Genomic DNA, 17,735 nt, shown 5'->3' with positions numbered 1-17,735 from the left:
ATTGATGACAGTAGTATCTCTGATAGCGTTATCGAATCTAACCCACGGAGAGGTATATGAAGAGCATGAAGAGTTTGATCAAAAGAGCTATAACCTTGAGTTTGTTGAGTGTGAGTCCATTAGTATTCGCACAACCTGTTGTGCTTATTAACACCTTCTCAGTTGATGCGAATAAAGAAGTTGAAACCTTAGCCTATTGGGAGAGTGCTAGGGATTTACTCACTCAGCAACCCGGGTATATCTCGACAACACTACACCGAGCAATCAGTACAGATGCGACCTACCTGTATGTGAACGTAGCAAACTGGGAAAGCCAGAAGCATTTCCTTGACGCTATTTCGGTCATGGGAAAAGAACTGCCTGCCATCGAGATCGAGGGAGTCAGCGCCGATCCTAACCTTTACGAAGTCATCCGCAATTAATTGAGAGCCTGTTCAAATGAAATATGTACCACGATTGTTTTTAGTTCTTTTTAGCTTTTTGTTTTCCGTCAGCAGTTACTCCGCCGCTTATGGGGTGTCTGTTGCTTGGAAAACTCAAGATGCGCAAGCTGTATTCAATGCAATGCCGAATCAGAAAAAGGCGTTTGCTAATTTGATTGATGCAGGGTTAATTCACGATATGTTTGTTTCTGAAAGCTTCATTGGCGACCAATCATTCCCTATTATTAAATTTGTTATGGAAGCCGATAGTGAAGAGGAAGTAAGACGTGTTATTGGTAATCTTCCTCTGCAATTTAAAGAGTTAGCTGAAATTACAGAAATAAGAGATATTGGAAGTAAGTGGTTAGATACTGAAGTCGCGTTTACTAATTACGCGATTGAATTGTCTTGGAAAGAGCCTGAAGATCAATTAATTGCAGACAAGGTCATTAGTGTCGACTTGCAAAAAGTGGTTGATTGGAGTGCTCAAGGTGTGATTACTTCTGCGTATTTAAAAAATAAAGCGCTTGCTGAGTCAAAGCCGAATCAAACGGCAATGATTCGTCCTGTATACTCTATCGCTGTATTAGCTCGAGACAAACAGCATGCGCTTGATATCGCGAATGAACTCAATGCGGTTAAATTAGGGTTTGCCAGTGTAAACATCAGCGAGTTAGGCTTTAAATTAGCACTGTAACTTTGATATAAACCAAATAACCATGTTATTCTAAGGTGAGTTAATTAACAGTGTTCACTCACCTTATGAATAATAATAAAATACAAGAATACAACTTGGTTATTGAACTTGATAACCGGCAATTGCTTAACCTTTCTCTAAATAAGTTTGTGACCTTATCGCCATCGGAATGTTTAATTCTAAAACACTTGATGGGTAATTGTTCACAAACCATAGGGCGAGAGTTTCTTCTAACGCATTGCTGGCCGGGTAGAGTAGTAACAAGCAGCTCTCTTAATGTCGCAATTAAAAACGTTCGTACCGCGCTTAAGGAAGTCGGATCTGACTGCAAGGTTATTACTGTCCAGAAAGAAGGATACTGTTTTGTCGCGCCAGAGAAAGACGTGGTTCAACCCGCGATAGAATCCGAACCCGTCGAGGTTACTGAAATATCGTCTCCCAAGCGTCGGTCATTGTTCCCTTTAGTTCAGTTTAAAGCTCAATTAGTGCCGCTCGGCGCTGGTATTGGTGTGAGCGTTTTGTTGGTTGTGGTGCTGTCCTACTTTGGCTTGTTTATGGAGAGAACATCTATTAATGGCATTGATGTATACCACGACAGCGTTGAGTTTGATTCAATGCTGATGGAAGACCTTGCATCGCTTTCTGAGCCCGGAGTTGAGGCAATATACCTTCATCGTACAGGTGTCGACTGTGGCAGTGTACAAGTAGTGGTGCTGAACCAGACTGGCTGGCAAGACGTCAGTTCGGGTTTTGAGTCACAGCGTTGTGTCGAAGGCTTACAAGACTTACGAGCGACAGAAGATTTACAAAGGACAAAAGAGCTACACAGGACAGAAGAGCTACACAGGACAGAAGAATTACAAGGAAGCGAAGAGCTACAAGGCTCAGAAAAGAAACAAGGACTAGAAAATACAGAAGGAACTGTCGATGAAGCGTAAGTTTTGGCTACCCATCTTAGTTACTTTGTCCGTTATCTTAATGTATGGCGTAATGTCTGGAATAATGACCAGAGGGGCTTATCAATTTAAAGGCAGTTATGACAACGTTGGCTCAGAGATGCTGACACTTGAGCTAAAGAATGGCCGGTCAAAAATGCGTTATGTTGGTTATGATATAGATGGTCGAGTAGTACAAACCAAGCAGTTTTTTGGTGTGTTTTTACGCTGGGGTAATCATTACTATTTCTATCAGCTGGAACAAGACCAAGCCCACGGACAACAAACCTTCAATGTTAAAAATCTTTTTATTCAGCACCACAACAATAAGCGCAGTGTGATGGTTTCTGATCAGCGCGGTGCTTACGTGACTAAAGACGGGAAAATATTGGAACTAAAAGGCATTCTCTATGGCCGATCTTTGCGCTAATTCATGTCCCATTTTTCAAGTAAGCTCATAGAATTTTCAAGTAAGCTCATAGATAGCAGCTTAGCTTAAATCAATTTTATCCGTTTTCATCCAATCCAACAGCGACGGTTTTTTGAGCCGTCGCTATTGATTCAATTCAGAGCCTAATCTTCGCCCAGAACGCTTAATTTACTTTTGATGAAATCTTTATGGTCAACGTAAAGTAATTCTGCGGTTTTACGGATCACTGAATCTTCAAGTGGGTCAATCTCTCCATCTGCGTGCGCCACTTCCCACATTGCCTTTATTAGGTCTATGCGAACAGGCTGCGAAAGCTCTCGCAGTTGAGAAGTGAAGTCGTATAAAGAAACAGATTGTTCAACTTGAGGCTCAGCTTGTACCAATAAGGCTTTAGATTCTTCTTCGGTGATGTTCAATAAACGTTGAAGTAAGTGGATCTTGGCTTCTTGCTCTGATTCGTTAATCGCGTGGTCTGCACCTGCGACTTCACATAACAAGCTGGCGATAGCCAAGTTAGGAGAGGCGGTGGGCGTTTTACCCAAATCAGAGCCTTCAACTAATTGTTTAAATAACGAGGTTAGTGAGTTAAACATAAGAGCATTCCAGTTATGGTGAATATTATTACTATTGGGTCTACAGAGTGTGATCGCAAGCGTCTTTACTCAAAACTGACATTACGGATAAGTGAGCGATAAGGAACACTTGTTTAATCCGGTTCAGGGAAACGTGTCACTTTTCCATCACCACTTAGCGTTGTAATCGCTTGCGGCTTACCTTCGTTATCTAACCTTAACTCACCAATCGCACTTCGGTTCGAAAGGCGATAGAAAGTTTGGTTATCAGGGCTACGCTTCTCTATTTTTAAACGTTTACGCTTCGTGAAATAGTTGAGTACTGAGCGTGGGCTGTACAACAGGCGATCCGACACGTCACAGAATTTAAGCAGCGAAGCAGGGAACTGATTTTTAATGCCACTACATGTGATTTGATAGATGTTCGGGCTATTTCTGCGATACCTAAGCTTAATGTCGTAAGCAAAAGAGTAGTGAACGTCACCAGAAAGCACCACAAAGTTCGTTGGTGTTTTGGTGTGAGTAAAGATACTAATCAAGGTATTGGCGCTGCCCGGATGCGCCATCCAGTTTTCAGCGTCAATCACCAATGGCTTACCGATTGTGGTCGCCATTTTTTGCAATGTTTCAATAAACTTCACGCCAAACATCGGTGCAGCAGAAACGATCACTACTTTTTCTTGATGCAGCAATTGATGCTGAAACTCAATCAAGGCTTCCCAATCCATCAAACCAGAAGGCTTATTCATACGAGACTCTGAGCGCCAGCGACGCGTTCGAGTATCCAATACAATGACTTTTGGTGAGGTATCTATCGTGTAATGCCATTCTTCAAAGCGACTCAGCATTTCAATGAAGGCTTGATGCTTGTCTGGCTCGATGTTGCCAATAGAGTGAGTAGTATTGTTATCATCGGCTTCATCATGCGTTTGTTTAGTAATGCGCGGTTGAACAACAAAAAGCTGTCTCGCTTGCTCAATGAACTCATGGTTGAAGCTTTCCGGTTTGTTACCCCAGCCCTGGCACATCCAGTACGCAGCGAGGCCATTACCAATCACTTGAGTGGCGAACTGGTTTTGGTCGACAGCATGCTCCCAACCCACGGTAAGGTTCCAATCATCAGTGACATCATGATCATCGAAGATCATGTAAGTCGGAATATGAGCAAACAGACGCTGCACTTGAGGTAAGCCTGCGACGAAGTCATCAATGATAACGCTCTCATCTCTCCACTGTTGTTGCTCGGCAGGAGTTAATTGACGATCGGCCTGTTTGAAATCATTTTCTATTAATCGTTCACGGTTGATGCACTGCCACAAAGTCGGAGACCAAACCAGCAAGTACATTGCGATGAATTCAGACAAAGTGACCAAGTGATTCTCACTATCGGTCGAACTGAAGATAGGAATCCCACGCTTTGGAAATAATTTATCGAGTAGTGAATCGGAAGTGTTGTGGTGAGGCAGCAGATGATGACGTCGATACAGGTGATATTCACTCGTAAATAACGCTTCACTACTGTCGATTGTGCTTACCTGTGAATCCGTCGGCAAGCGTTCGCCAACAAGACCAAGAAGTTGAATCACTTGTTGAATCGCGTCTAACGTCGGGCCTGCTACGTGATCAGCATAGATTTGATCGCCACTCATCATCAGCATATCTGGTCGTTCAAGCACCGTTTGTTGTGCGATTTTGTTATCTGCAGCGACTAGGCTGTCTTTGCTTGGGTGATGAGGGTTTCGACAAGAGCCATGCAAGATGTAGTCTGCCGCCGTCGAGATTTTAAATTCGACGCGAGACTTACCGTTGTAAACAAGGTAAGGAGCCTGTGTTACCAGCGAACCTGACTCTGTTTGAATGTCGTATTCAAGGGGCGTATTGGTTGGGAACTCACCTTGCAAATGAATCAAGGTTACCCAAGCATGTGTTCCGACTTGAATCGACTCTTGCTCTTCAAGTGGCGACGTATAGAAAGGCGTGTCTTGCCCCGTATTGAATAGTTCGGCTGTACCGATAAGTCGCGAGCTGGTCACTATCCAAAGTACCACCTCAGTAGCGGTGGTTTTTCTTAAAATCGGACCTGCAAGCAAAAAGGGAAGTGGTGATGTCGTCGAGCGTTTCAATGCGGTTCCTAAATCGGTGGAGTTAGTCGTCGAGTTTGGTTATTTCGAGTTCTTTTGTTTCGATCTCGGTGTTTTCAAGCTCTTTGGTTGCGAGTTCAGTGCTTTCGAGATTGGCTATTTCGAATTCGACGGCTTCAAGCTCTGGCATTTCAGCTTCTGCTGTTTCCTGCTCTGCCATCTCAGTTTCAGTTGTTTCAAGTATTTCGATAACTTCTGAGCTAGAAAGTTCATGGCCCATCAGAAATATCGCTAATAAGGCGTCGGCTTTAGTTTTGGTATCGGAAGGATCGTCTAATACTTGTTCTAGCTTTTCTCGAATCATGGCAATCTCGTGCTCAACAAAGCCACGGCCTTCTTCGTCCCCTTGGTTTTCTTCCGGGGCATTATCAAATTCGAGAAACAGCATGTCGCTATTTAGTCTGGTGTTAACCAAACGCTCAGGCAGCCACTCTTCTCCCATGACAATATCTGGATCGGAATCTTGGGGTAAGTGGTCTATAATGTTTTGTAATTCTGAGACTTTCACAATACTTTCATTTAACCGAGAATATTCTTCATTGTAACGGTCAATGTCGATCAAACCTAAAACTAGTTGGCTGGCATGGCCAATAAATGTCTATTCAGTAACACAAAAATTATTACAAAGAGTAATTACACAAGAATGAAGCACAAATTTTCACCGAAGCTCATTTCGTATGGAGCCGTTTTATTAAGTAACGCTTTTTTAGGTAATAGCGTGGTTTGGGCTGCTGAAGAGCAAGAGTGGGGCATTGCTGCAATGTTCCGCACCGCGAGTATTCCTTACGACACGTCTGGTGGTGATCAATCGGTCAACTCATTTGTCCCGATGCTGTTTTTTAAAAACGACTATGTATTTATCGATGGTACTGAAATGGGGGCTTACCTCTATCAAACTGACGATGAAAAGTGGTCATTGAATGCGATATCGCGTATGCGCTTTATTGATATACCAGCTTCTGAACAAAATGCCATTGAGGGTGATACTGCAGATTTTGGTGCGCAAGTCAGTTACCAGTGGGATGAGCTGTGGAAGCTCGAAACCGAGTTTATGAGCGACAGTGAGTACAATTTCCATGGAAATCTACGTGCTAAAGCAAAATATGAAACGGGCGATTGGGAGTTCACTCCGAGTGCGACACTTCGTTACAAAAGCGCGGACTTCAATAGTGAGTACTATTCTTCGGCAGGCGAGTCGATTGGTGCGGGTGTAGACCTTAATGTTGGTGTTGAAGCGCGTTACCACGTGGTTTCAAACTTGTATTTATTGGGTTCAACCAGTGTCACTCGATTAGACGACAACGCCTACGATTCGTCGATAGTAGAAGACCGCTATCAAGGCGAACTTTACCTTGGCTTTGGTTTCTTTAACGACAAAGAGAAAGCACCGAAACCTAAGTTGAGCAATGCGCCGTATTTACGTGTTGCACACGGCTGGGCTACGCCATCCAATATTGGCGACATCATGAAGTTCAATAGAGAGAAAGACGAATACAACAATCAGTTGACCTCGTTCTTCTATGGACACCCGTTAACCGATGAGATCTTCGGCTTCCCATTGGACATCTATTTGACTCCAGGTATCGCGCACCACTGGAGTTCAGACGTTCAATCAAGCAGCACTGAATACATCATCGCAATCAAAGCGTACTACACCTTTGATTGGCCAACTCAGTGGCGTGTTGGTGTGGCAGAAGGTATGTCTTACATCGATTCGATTACCTATATCGAAGGCTCTGAGATGGACCGCAAAGGTTACACAGCAAGCCATCTGTTGAACTACTTAGACTTCTCATTCGACGTGAACGTCGGCGACTTGATTGGCAAGAACGACTTAAACAATTTATGGTTCGGTTATTCATTGCATCACCGTTCTGCGATCTTTGAAAATGCCTCTCAGTTTGGGCGTATCAAAGGCGGCAGTAACTACAACACGGTTTACTTCCAGTACGAGTTCTAAGCGTAGTTTGTAACGGTGGCTTTTAGCCGTAGTTTACAAGGAACGACTTACACTTGACCTTGCTTTCATAGCTTCTGCTAGCGTTAGCTTAAATAATCAGCCTGATAGCGAAAGGTTTTCCCTTTGTTGTCAGGCTTTTTTGTTTGAGACTTGTGATATAATCGCGCGAGTTTAATAAGTACAAGAATAGGACACGCTTTGACTTCGTCTCCGGAAAAAGCAGACAACAACAAGAATGCAGCACAGCCGAGTTCTCCAAAGAACGAAGCGAAATCGAACAAACCTGCATCGAACCGACCTGCTAAGCAACTAAAAGCTAAACAGCCAAAAGCTAATCAACTAAAAGCTAAACAACCAAAAGCTACACCTGCTGATCATTCAGCGGCCCATACTAAAACATCTCAGAATAGCCCAGCCTCTCTTCGTAAAGCGCTCAACGAATGTATGATGCGCGATCGCTTCCGTTTGAGTAAGCGAATTGCTGGTGCTAGCCGTATTAAAAACGAACAATCCAAGAACGTAGTCTTTGATGAGATTGCGTTAGACATTGCCAAGTCAATGATGACGGCAACTCAGCGTGCCTCGCATAAACCAACCATCGAATACCCAGAGATTCTTCCTGTTAGCCAAAAGCGCGATGACATTGCGAAAGCCATTGCTGAAAACCAAGTGGTTATCGTGGCGGGTGAAACCGGTTCGGGTAAAACCACTCAGTTACCTAAGATTTGTTCTGAGCTTGGCCGCGGCCGCATGGGATTAATTGGCCACACTCAGCCTCGTCGTCTTGCGGCACGTTCAGTTGCAAACCGCATCGCGGAAGAGATGGAAACACAGCTGGGTGATTTTGTTGGTTATAAGGTTCGTTTTAACGACCAAATTTCAGATAACACACAAATCAAATTGATGACCGACGGTATTCTACTGGCGGAAATTCAGCACGACCGTTTCTTAAGCCAATACGACACCATCATCATCGATGAAGCGCACGAACGTAGCTTGAACATCGATTTCATCATGGGTTACTTGAGAGAGCTTCTACCAAAGCGTCCTGATCTTAAAGTTATCATTACATCGGCGACCATCGATCCAGAGCGCTTTTCTAAGCACTTCAACAATGCCCCAATTATTGAAGTATCTGGCCGTACATACCCTGTAGACACCCGTTACCGCCCGTTAGGTGGTGATGAAAGTGATTCAGACCGCGATCAAATCGAAGGCATTTTTGAAGCGGTAGATGAGCTGTGTGATGAAGGTCTTGGCGATATTTTGATCTTCATGAACGGTGAGCGCGAAATTCGTGACACTGCCGATTCTTTAAGTAAGCGAAACCTGCGTGATACCGAAATCGTGCCGCTGTACGCCCGTCTATCGTCAGGTGAGCAGAACCGTATCTTCCAGTCTCATACTGGACGACGCATTGTTCTCGCGACCAACGTGGCAGAAACCTCGTTAACCGTACCGGGCATCAAGTATGTTATCGACCCAGGTACAGCGCGTATTAGCCGTTATAGCTATCGTACTAAAGTACAGCGCCTACCGATTGAGCCAGTATCTCAAGCGAGTGCTAACCAACGTAAAGGTCGTTGTGGTCGTGTTGCTGAGGGTATCTGTATTCGTCTGTACTCTGAGGAAGATTTCGAATCACGCCCAGAGTTTACCGACCCAGAGATTCTTCGTACTAACCTAGCGTCCGTTATCCTTCAGATGACGGCTCTCGGTCTAGGCGATATTCAAGCATTCCCATTTGTTGAAGCACCCGATAAGCGTAATATTCAAGATGGTGTAAGGCTACTTGAAGAGCTCGGTGCGATCGCAACAACAGAACCGTCTGCGAACAAAAACAAGAATCAAGGCGACGACAAGAAGAAGCTAACGCCGATTGGCCGCAAGCTGGCTAAGTTGCCGATTGATCCTCGTTTGGCGCGTATGGTGATTGAAGCACCAAGCAACCGATGCCTTCATGAAGTGATGGTTATTGCTTCTGCATTGTCGATTCAAGATCCGCGTGAGCGTCCATCAGACAAGCAACAATCTTCTGACGAGAAGCACAAACGCTTCTTTGATAAAGAATCAGATTTCATCACATTTGTGAACTTGTGGGATTACATCAAGCAGCAACAAAAAGAGCTGTCGAGTAATCAATTCCGCAAACAGTGTAAGCAAGATTACCTAAACTATTTACGCATTCGTGAATGGCAAGATGTGTACTTCCAAATTCACCAAGCGATGCGTGAACTGGACACCAAGCTGAATAGTGAACCGGGCGGTTACGATGGCATTCACATGTCTCTGCTATCGGGCCTGCTTTCTCATATCGGTATGAAAGACCAAGAGAAGAATGAATATCAAGGTGCTCGTAACGCGCGTTTCCATATCTTCCCTGCGTCTGGCTTATTTAAGAAACAGCCTAAGTGGATCATGTCTGCTGAGCTGGTGGAAACCTCAAAACTTTGGGGTCGTGTTATCGCGAAGATTCAGCCTGAATGGATTGAACCACTAGCAAAACACCTGATTAAGCGCAGCTACAGCGAACCACATTGGTCGAAGAAGCAAGCGGCAGTAATGGCTCACGAGAAAGTGATGCTCTACGGAATCCCAATCATCCCGAAACGTTTGGTGAACTACGGAGCGATTGATGCCACCGTCAGCCGTGAGTTGTTTGTACGCAGTGCATTAGTCGAAGGTGAGTGGGAAACCAAGCACGCCTTCTTCAAGCAGAACCGCAAGCTACTGCAAGAAGTGGAAGAGCTAGAGCATAAATCGCGTCGTCGTGACATCTTGATCGACGATGATGAGCTGTTCGATTTCTATGACCAACGTGTTGGTGAAGAGGCTGTTTCAGGCCGTCACTTTGATTCATGGTGGAAGCAAACCAGCCAAAAAACACCTGAGTTGCTGAACTTTGAAAAGTCGATGCTGTTCCGAGGCGATGCAAGCCACGTTACTGATTTGGATTACCCGAATTTCTGGCACCAAAATGGCATCAAGCTGAAGTTGAGCTACCAATTTGAGCCGGGCGATGACAACGATGGTGTAACGGTACATATCCCGCTGCCTATCTTGAACCAGATCGACCAAAACGGCTTCGATTGGCAGATCCCAGGCCTACGTCAGGAATTGGTGATCAGCTTAATTAAGTCGCTACCAAAAACGCTACGCCGTAACTTTGTACCTGCGCCAAACTACGCCGATGCGTTCTTGGCTCGTGTTACACCGTTAGAAGCTCCGTTGTTGGATTCTCTTGAGAAAGAGCTGCGCCGCATGACGGGTGTAGAAGTGGTACGTGATGACTGGAAGTTAGACCAGATCCCTGAGCACTTAAAGGTAACATTCCGCGCCGTAGATCATCGCAAGCGTAAGCTGAAAGAACAGAAAGACTTGCATGAGTTGAAAGAAAGCCTAAAAGACAAGGTTCAAGAAACGCTTTCTAAAGTGGCAGACGATGACATCGAACAGCAGAACCTGCACACGTGGAGCTTTGGTGAGCTACCAAAAGTTTACCAACAGAAACGCGGCGGCTACGATGTTAAAGCCTTCCCTGCGCTGGTGGATTCTAAAGACAGCGTAGAGATTAAGCTGTTCGAAACTGAGCAAGAACAGATCTCTGCAATGAAATCGGGCCAGCGTCGTTTAATCCTGTTGAACGTGCCATCGCCGATCAAATATTTGCACTCTAACTTGCCGAACAAATCTAAGCTTGGCTTGTATTTCAACCCATACGGACAGGTGCTCGATCTTATCGATGACTGTATCGCTTGTGGTATTGATAAGCTGATTGAAGAGAAGGGCGGTTTGGTTTGGGAGCCAGAGCAGTTTGAAGCACTGAAAGAACACGTACGTGCAGAACTGGGTGACAGCGTGGTTGAGATTGCTCAACAGGTTGAAACTATCCTAACGACGGCATTCAGCATTAGTAAGAAGCTGAAAGGACGTGTTGATCTTTCAATGGCATTCGCACTTTCTGACATAAAAGCTCAGGTAGAAGGTTTGATTTTTAAGGGGTTTGCCACAGAATGCGGGTGGAAACGTCTGCCGGATATTCTACGCTATATGAGAGCCATTGAGCGTCGCATGGAAAAACTGCCGATTGACCCTAACAAAGATCGCTTGCATATGATCAAAGTTGAGTCAGTAATGAATGATTACAAAGAGCTGCTGAATAAAATCCCAAAAGGGATCGCGGTTCCAGAAAATGTAAAAGAGGTGCGTTGGATGATAGAAGAGCTTCGTGTAAGCTTCTTCGCACAGCAGCTCGGTACGCCTTACCCTGTATCAGATAAGCGTGTTAAAAACGCTATTGATGCTTGTTAAAGGAATAAAGCTAGACGCAATGGCAAGGTTTGGGTATAAATCTTGCTTATTGCTATACTAATTAAATAGTTACTACAAAAAGGGCAACTTGGTGGCAATTTATTACCACGCAAGGCCTGCCACTAGGACGAAAAGGTCGAATATGAAAAAAACGTTATTGGCACTAGCACTGCTAGGTGCATCTTCAACAGCAATGGCTGATTCTTGGTTGTACGGCGGCGTAATGGGTGGTCAAAACTCATTTGCTGGTGAAGATGAAACGGCGATGGGTATCCACGTGGGTACTGGTATCCTTCCATTAATTGGTGTTGAAGCGGGTTACTGGGATCTTGGTTCTTTCGACAACGTTAGCTACGGTAACCGCGCTAAACAAGGTGTTGACGTAAGCACAGCTTACCTAGCGATCAAACCAAGCATCGATTTCGGTCCTCTACACGTATACGCGAAAGGTGGTCTTCACTCATACGAAGTGAAAGGCGATAACTTTAAGCAAGACGATGTAGACGTAATGTTTGCAGTTGGCGCTGAGTACTTTATTTTTGGTCCACTATCTGTTGGCGCTAGCTACCAAAACTTCAAAATGAAAGATGACGACTCTGGCGTTTTCTCTCTAAACGCAACTATCCACCTACTGTAATTAATCAGTAAGGCGATCGTAAATAACGGTCGGATAGTCGTTAAAGAGTTCGTAAGAATTCAATAAAAAATGCCAGCTTGATAGCTGGCATTTTTGTATCTGTAGAATAGTAATGTCGTTGACTTAAGCGGTATAAGTTAAGCGAGCAGCGCTATTTCTTACTGTTTAGAATCTTCTGAATTCTTGGGTTAACCGCTTTGCCGTGTTGGCTTTCGTACTCTTCGCGTTTCAAGTCGTTCAAGTTCTTCACTGAGTTAGCGGCAAGAAGGAACTGCGGCAATTCTGTTTCCAGCATACCTTTCTCATCTAAACGCTTTGCTTCCAAGTAGTATTTCTTAAACAGGCCATCGAGCTTGTTTTCCGCAGTGCGCTTTAAGTCATACAGCTTGTTTTGAATTAACCATTTCTCAATCTTGTTCGCAGCACTACGCGACAACACTCGAATACGGCTATCCAGCAACTCTTCTTCAGTCAAAGAATCTTTCAGGATCCAAAGCTCACCCATTTGCGGCGGCCAGCTGTTACCAAGCTGAATACGTTCGTGGCAGTGCATTAACACGCGGTTTAGGCCGTCTGAGTCAACAGAGTGGGCAAACTCAAGAAACTTACCGCTTGGTTCACTACCGTATTGGTATTCCCACTGAGTTTCGTACACGCTCAAGAAAGAACCAAACACATGGATACACCAATCGGTTAGCTCTAACTCTGCTGGATCTTGATCAACAACAGGCACTTGTTGAGACGCACCAGAGCTCGCAGCGTTTGGTGTCGCTACGTTCACTTCTGTACTTTGTGCTTCAATCACTTCAGGTGCGTTAGGCTGTACTGTAGCGTCAGGAACAACAGGTTGAGCTGGCTCAGAAGGTTGGCTTTTTGCCTTTTTGAATGAGCTGCTGCCTGAAGCGTTCAGATGGGCTAAGCTTTTGTCTATACCCATTTCCTTGAGCTTGTCCTGCATTTCCTGAATATTGAGCGGTCTTCTGCTGTTGTTGTCTTTCATTTTGCTTCTCGTTAACTAACCAATACTGCAACTTAGATTCGATGCGTGATATTGGCATTAGTTCATTGGCTTTGGCTTTATACCAGAGGACAAATTTTTTCCATATTAAATTATGGTCACCAGCAAGGCCGGAGAATTTAAAAGCACGTTCAGCCCATGTTGGAATGATCTCTTCATCAAGATCATGGGTTGAAACGGTATTGCTGGTCATTGAGCCTCGGCTTTGTGGGCGAGGGGCATACTGCGTATGTTGCATCGGTGCCGGCGCTGGCTGAAACTTTGGTGCAGGTGCAGGTGCAGGTGCAGGTGCAGTAGAGTAAACCGGTATGCTATTGGTCGGTTGAGCTTCAACTTGAACTGCAGCTTGCTCTCTTTCAATGAGCATTTTGAAAACGTGTATTTCTTTTTTGCCTCGATAATCTACTTTTACTTTATCGAGAAAACCTTGGTCGACTAAGCACTTAAGGCAGTCGGCTAAACCGAACGTCGAGAGAGCACAAAGCTGACCTGCCGCTTGCAGGCACACATTGGTGTAACCGAATTCATCAGCACCATCTGCAAGCATCAATAAAACCAGCTTTTCCGCTGGGCTAGAAGTATTCACTTGCCAAGCTAAATAAGAATATTTGGCGCTCAATATCGTGTTCTCAAAAAAGGTAAGTCGTTGTCACTATTGTAAGTCACCCCTTACCGAATTTATAGCAACTTAACAGAAAACGACATTAGTAAGCCAAATATTGACCATAAGGAGAGGTCTGCCCCAAAAAGTAAGCCTACACTCATTCATTTTAGGTCAGAAGGTGGCTAAAGATGGGGTTTACGGTCGTATTTTTCGTGTCTGATTCTGCACCAAGGCTTAAAATAATGTGGTCTATTAACGTTCAGAATGAGCTTCTAACTTTTGTGTTGTCTTCATGAAAGTGCCAACCTTCTTTCTAGTGACTACTGATAATTTACTTATCTATGTATTGACATATTTGCCCATCCATTCACAAATAATATTAAATTTATAAAACACCTTGATATGATCAATATTTGCGCTATTATGACGATAAGTCAGAAATGACGAAGCGTCATAAAATGGTTAACCACATGAATTTACTATTCGTGTTAATATATTAGACAGGAGCGTTTTAAATGCTGATTAAGCTTAGGTAATAGCTAAGCTCAAATACGGACTGAAAAATTATGTTTGGCTTTGGTTGTAAAGGCGATAAACAAAGTATCTTTGGTTGCAAGGCGGTGCTGTCTAAGAAGCAGCAATCCATAGCCGACCGAGAAGTAGAATTGATGTTGTTAGCAAAAGATCTGGTTCGAGAACAAGGGTTCGGAAACCTGACGATGGATAGGCTAACGGCGGCAAGCTCTTATTCTAAAGGTACGATATACAATCACTTTTGCAGTAAAGAAGACGTGGTTTTAGCGTTATGTATTCATTCTCTAAAGTCTGAGGCACTGTTGTTTGCTCGTTCTGGAGAGTTTGAAGGCAACTCACGCGAAAAGATTGTCGCATTGCACGTTGCGTACCGAGTTTATGCTCGTATGGAACCGGTATTATCAACTTGCGCGATTATGGCGAAAAGCCCATGGGTACTAGAGAAAGCCTCCAGTGCACGCGTGGCCGAGATGAATCAATTAGAAGAAATCGTTATCGAACAAGCGGATCTGCTCGTCAATCAAGCAGTAGAAGCCGGTGACCTAAAGTTCTCTTCTGGCGTGGGTTCAGATGCCATCGTATTCGCCAACTGGTCAATCGCATTTGGTTCAAATGCTTTGTCTCAGAATGCTTCAAACAGTCATTGTATCAAGCGGTTACAAGATCCGTATTCAGTATTACATAACGCGAACATGATTTTAGACGGTCTCAACTGGCAGCCCCTTTCGAGTGATTGGGATTACCGTAAAACCTGGCGCCGTGTAGAACAAGAACTGTTCAGTGAAGAAGTCGCTTACTTAGAGTCAGTAGGTCGATAAGCTTCAACTAAACCCACCTATGTGGGTTTATTAATAACCATTGGTGACGATTCGTCATAAACTTAAGTTTGCCTAGTGTTGTTTTGGTTTTCTAGAGTGTATGACTAAGAATTGTGTCTTTTGTCAGCTTCGGCTGGCTTTTTAAGACACAACTATGACGAATCGTCACAAATGGAGACTGTGATGGAACATGACAGCCAGAAGCCCGCTCTCGATCACCAAAATCGAGATAACCGTAATGTCGATAGCGTAAACGGGGATCTAAATAACAGTTGGCACTCAATACCGACCAAGCGTTCGTTTATCGTTCTGCTGGTGGTTTTTTCAATCATCATGCTCTCTGCATTAGGGGCGAAGAACCTCTACTTTAGAGGGGATTACAACATATTTTTCGAAGGCACCAACAAACAGTTGATGGCGTTCGATGAAATTCAAACTACCTTTGCGAAAACCGACAACCTTGCGATTGTTGTCGCACCTGAAGGCGGCAATGTCTTCACCCCAGAAACCCTCACCTTAATTCAAAACCTCACGGTCGATGCGTGGCAGATCCCGTACTCAAGCCGTGTCGATTCGCTTGCCAATTATCAGCATACCGAAGCCGTTGAAGACGACTTGTTAGTGGAAGACTTGCTGTACGAAGAATACGAGCACACGCCAGAGCGGATCGCCAAAGTAAAACAGATCGCGCTCAACGAACCACTGCTTAAGAATGCATTGGTATCGGCCTCCGGCGATGTGACCATTGTTAACGTGACGGTGCAATTGCCCGAAGTGGACAAAACGGCGGAAGTGCAAGAAGTCATTGCGGCCATCAACTCTATGATTGACCGCTACGAAGCACAATATCCCAACGTCGAATTCCATAAGGCGGGCATCATTGCCATGAACAACGCCTTTATGACCTCGGCTCAAGAAGACAGCTCAACACTGGTGCCGTTAATGCTGTTAGTGGTGTTGGTGTTCCTAACCTTTATGCTGCGCTCGTTCTTTAGCGTGCTTGCTACCTTAGTTGTGATTATCTCTTCGATTGTCGCGACCATGGGTTTGTCTGGCTGGGCAGGGATGTTCCTCAGCACCGCAACGGTTAACGTGCCAACCTTAGTGTTAACCCTTGCTGTTGCCGATTGTGTTCACGTGATTGTGACCATGAAACAAGCGATGCAACGGGGTATGGAGAAAGCCCAAGCCATTCAATACAGCATCAAGCTTAATGCCATGCCGATCTTGATTACTTCAGTAACCACAGCGATTGGTTTCTTGATGATGAACATGTCGGATTCTCCCGTATTGCGCGACTTCGGTAACTTGTCGGCATTGGGCGTGATCATCGCGTGTTTCCTATCTGTGACTATGCTGCCTGCGCTGTTAAAGCTATTGCCAGTAAAGACTTTACCAGCCAATGAAGCAGCGGAAAGCAAAGTCACTTTCATGGATAAGTTGGGCGACTTTGTGGTGACCAACCGCAAAGCACTGCTGCCGATTTCTACCTTAGTGATTGTTGGCGCTGCCGCGTTAATTCCATTGAACAGAGTAAATGATGAATCGGTGAAGTATTTCGATACCTCAAGCGAGTTCAGACAAGCGGCAGACTTCATGGAACAGACTGTAAGTGGCATGACGACCATCAGTATTGCGGTGAAAACCAACGAATCTCAAGCGATTGCTGATCCTGTTTTCCTGCAAGCGATTGGTGACTTTACCGATTGGCTACGCGTACAACCAGAAACCGATCATGTGGCCACGCTTTCTGATGTTTACATGCGTTTGAATAAGAACATGCATGGCGATGACGATAGCTATTATCAACTGCCGCTTAACCGTGAACTTGCCGCGCAATATCTGCTGCTTTATGAGATGTCTCTCCCGTACGGCTTGGACTTGAACGACCAAATCAACGTCGATAAATCATCGATCAAAATGGTGCTGACGGTAGACAACCTAGGCAGCGTGGAATTGGTGGAACTCGAAGAGCGTATTTACTCATGGTTTGCAGCCAATGCGCCTCAATATGAAGTGGTCGCATCCAGTCCATCTCTGATGTTTGCTCACATTGGTGAAACCAACATGGCGAGCATGCTATCAACTCTGCCTATCACCTTAGTACTTATCTCTGGCTTGATGATCTTTGCATTGCGCTCGGTTCGCTTGGGCATTATCAGCCTAGTACCAAACATTGCCCCGGCGATTATTGGCTTTGGTTTGTGGGCGCTTATCTCCGGTGAAATCAACCTTGGTCTGTCCGTCGTGGTCACCCTTACTTTGGGTATCGTGGTCGATGATGCAGTGCACTTCTTAAGTAAATATCAACGTGCACGATTAGAAGGTAAATCAGCGGAAGAAGCGGTTCGGTACGCCTTCCACACCGTCGGTCGCGCACTCTGGATCACCACGGTCGTACTTGTGGCGGGTTTCTCTGTGCTGGCGATGTCGAGCTTCAGACTCAACTCCGATATGGGCTTACTCAGCGCGATTGTGATTTTCATAGCGCTGGTGGTCGACTTCATTTTGCTGCCTAGCTTGCTGATGATCTTCGACAAACAGACTCACTATTCAAACACGCCTCATACCAAATCGCAGCCTAGCTCGACTGGCGAACTTACTACATCGACCAAATAAGGAATCGTCAGCCTGCTGCGGTGGGCTGACTCAAGGA

General features: G+C 44.8%; 14 protein-coding genes. 9 read left to right on the top strand and 5 right to left on the bottom strand.

Going from position 1 to position 17,735, the window contains the following annotated elements:
• Positions 1 to 65: 65 nt before the first annotated feature.
• From OCV36_RS09530 to OCV36_RS09515, 4 genes are all read left to right on the top strand, one after another.
• Entirely contained in the window at positions 66 to 422 is a 357-nt protein-coding gene (locus OCV36_RS09530; RefSeq protein WP_029224991.1) for an antibiotic biosynthesis monooxygenase family protein, read from the top strand.
• A 16-nt stretch (positions 423 to 438) separates the two neighbouring features.
• Complete coding sequence (locus OCV36_RS09525; RefSeq protein ID WP_135455008.1) at positions 439 to 1,119, top strand: hypothetical protein; 681 nt, start codon at positions 439 to 441, stop codon at positions 1,117 to 1,119.
• A gap of 65 nt (positions 1,120 to 1,184) precedes the next feature.
• Positions 1,185 to 2,057, top strand: a complete 873-nt coding sequence (locus OCV36_RS09520) for a winged helix-turn-helix domain-containing protein (protein WP_135455006.1) — start codon at positions 1,185 to 1,187, stop codon at positions 2,055 to 2,057.
• Positions 2,047 to 2,484, top strand: coding sequence for a hypothetical protein (locus OCV36_RS09515; protein WP_017074577.1), 438 nt, complete (start codon positions 2,047 to 2,049; stop codon positions 2,482 to 2,484). The genes OCV36_RS09520 and OCV36_RS09515 overlap by 11 nt, the downstream gene beginning before the upstream one ends.
• A 143-nt stretch (positions 2,485 to 2,627) precedes the next feature.
• Here the strand turns inward: OCV36_RS09515 and OCV36_RS09510 are convergent, their stop codons facing one another.
• The 3 genes from OCV36_RS09510 to OCV36_RS09500 all read right to left on the bottom strand — a co-directional run bounded on the left by OCV36_RS09510 (position 2,628) and on the right by OCV36_RS09500 (position 5,705).
• A complete protein-coding gene (locus OCV36_RS09510; protein ID WP_017074576.1) occupies positions 2,628 to 3,077 on the bottom strand; it encodes a tellurite resistance TerB family protein in 450 nt (149 codons plus the stop codon).
• Between the two features lie 113 nt (positions 3,078 to 3,190).
• The gene (locus OCV36_RS09505) at positions 3,191 to 5,179 is read right to left on the bottom strand and encodes an alkaline phosphatase D family protein (RefSeq protein WP_135455004.1); all 1,989 of its coding nucleotides are present in this window, start codon (positions 5,177 to 5,179) and stop codon (positions 3,191 to 3,193) included.
• 22 nt (positions 5,180 to 5,201) lie between these two features.
• Positions 5,202 to 5,705, bottom strand: coding sequence for a VC1380 family protein (locus tag OCV36_RS09500; protein ID WP_135455001.1), 504 nt, complete (start codon positions 5,703 to 5,705; stop codon positions 5,202 to 5,204).
• A 135-nt stretch (positions 5,706 to 5,840) separates the two neighbouring features.
• Between OCV36_RS09500 and OCV36_RS09495 the strand changes: the two genes are divergently transcribed.
• From OCV36_RS09495 to OCV36_RS09485, 3 genes are all read left to right on the top strand, one after another.
• Positions 5,841 to 7,157 carry a MipA/OmpV family protein gene (locus OCV36_RS09495; RefSeq protein ID WP_135454999.1) on the top strand — a complete coding sequence of 439 codons (1,317 nt, stop codon included), beginning with the start codon at positions 5,841 to 5,843 and terminating at the stop codon, positions 7,155 to 7,157.
• 198 nt (positions 7,158 to 7,355) lie between these two features.
• Positions 7,356 to 11,468: an ATP-dependent RNA helicase HrpA gene (gene hrpA / locus OCV36_RS09490; RefSeq protein WP_135454997.1), complete on the top strand. Its 4,113-nt coding sequence runs from the start codon at positions 7,356 to 7,358 to the stop codon at positions 11,466 to 11,468.
• 142 nt (positions 11,469 to 11,610) lie between these two features.
• Positions 11,611 to 12,105, top strand: a complete 495-nt coding sequence (locus tag OCV36_RS09485) for an outer membrane beta-barrel protein (RefSeq protein ID WP_017088180.1) — start codon at positions 11,611 to 11,613, stop codon at positions 12,103 to 12,105.
• Positions 12,106 to 12,256: 151 nt separating this feature from the next.
• On the opposite strand, the gene OCV36_RS09480 is transcribed toward OCV36_RS09485, so the two are convergent.
• A complete protein-coding gene (locus tag OCV36_RS09480; protein WP_135454995.1) occupies positions 12,257 to 13,042 on the bottom strand; it encodes a hypothetical protein in 786 nt (261 codons plus the stop codon).
• Positions 12,963 to 13,742 carry a hypothetical protein gene (locus OCV36_RS09475; protein WP_135454993.1) on the bottom strand — a complete coding sequence of 260 codons (780 nt, stop codon included), beginning with the start codon at positions 13,740 to 13,742 and terminating at the stop codon, positions 12,963 to 12,965. The genes OCV36_RS09480 and OCV36_RS09475 overlap by 80 nt, the downstream gene beginning before the upstream one ends.
• A 551-nt stretch (positions 13,743 to 14,293) precedes the next feature.
• Here OCV36_RS09475 and OCV36_RS09470 point away from each other — a divergent pair.
• Both OCV36_RS09470 and OCV36_RS09465 read left to right on the top strand, forming a co-directional pair.
• Positions 14,294 to 15,079: a TetR/AcrR family transcriptional regulator gene (locus OCV36_RS09470; RefSeq protein ID WP_017074568.1), complete on the top strand. Its 786-nt coding sequence runs from the start codon at positions 14,294 to 14,296 to the stop codon at positions 15,077 to 15,079.
• 120 nt (positions 15,080 to 15,199) lie between these two features.
• Entirely contained in the window at positions 15,200 to 17,698 is a 2,499-nt protein-coding gene (locus OCV36_RS09465; RefSeq protein ID WP_135454992.1) for an efflux RND transporter permease subunit, read from the top strand.
• Positions 17,699 to 17,735 lie beyond the last annotated feature (37 nt).

The organism is Vibrio echinoideorum (genome assembly GCF_024347455.1).
Taxonomy (GTDB): domain Bacteria; phylum Pseudomonadota; class Gammaproteobacteria; order Enterobacterales; family Vibrionaceae; genus Vibrio; species Vibrio echinoideorum.
This window is presented reverse-complemented; position numbering and strand designations above follow the sequence as displayed.